This window comes from Neisseria sp. HMSC068C04, from assembly GCF_001810105.1.
Taxonomy (GTDB): Bacteria; Pseudomonadota; Gammaproteobacteria; order Burkholderiales; family Neisseriaceae; genus Neisseria; species Neisseria flavescens_B.
The window spans coordinates 1-251 of sequence record NZ_KV800001.1 but is presented as its reverse complement, the minus strand read 5'-3'; the positions used below and the strand labels follow the sequence as shown (position 1 = coordinate 251).

Annotated in this window: 1 pseudogene; it reads right to left on the bottom strand. The window is 55.8% G+C overall.

Annotated features, from left to right (window positions below):
- Positions 1-251: pseudogene (locus HMPREF2700_RS10340) on the bottom strand (hypothetical protein); the annotation flags it as partial.

Genomic DNA, 251 nt, shown 5'->3' with positions numbered 1-251 from the left:
TCACGCTGTCAACGGTGATGTCTTTGGCCAGTTTGAAGTCAATCTGGTTGTCAGACACGGTGGTCACGATGTTTTTGTCGCTGCTGCGGTAGGCAACGGTTTCACCCAGTTGGACGTTGTCGTCGCTGCCGTTGTCGGCGGCAATGTTCAGACCTTTGGCCACGTTGGCGTTGGTCTCTTTCAGCTGACTGTAGTTAACGGCGTCGGTATCGTCGGTACCGGCGGCTACGTTGGTCACTTTGTTGCCGGCG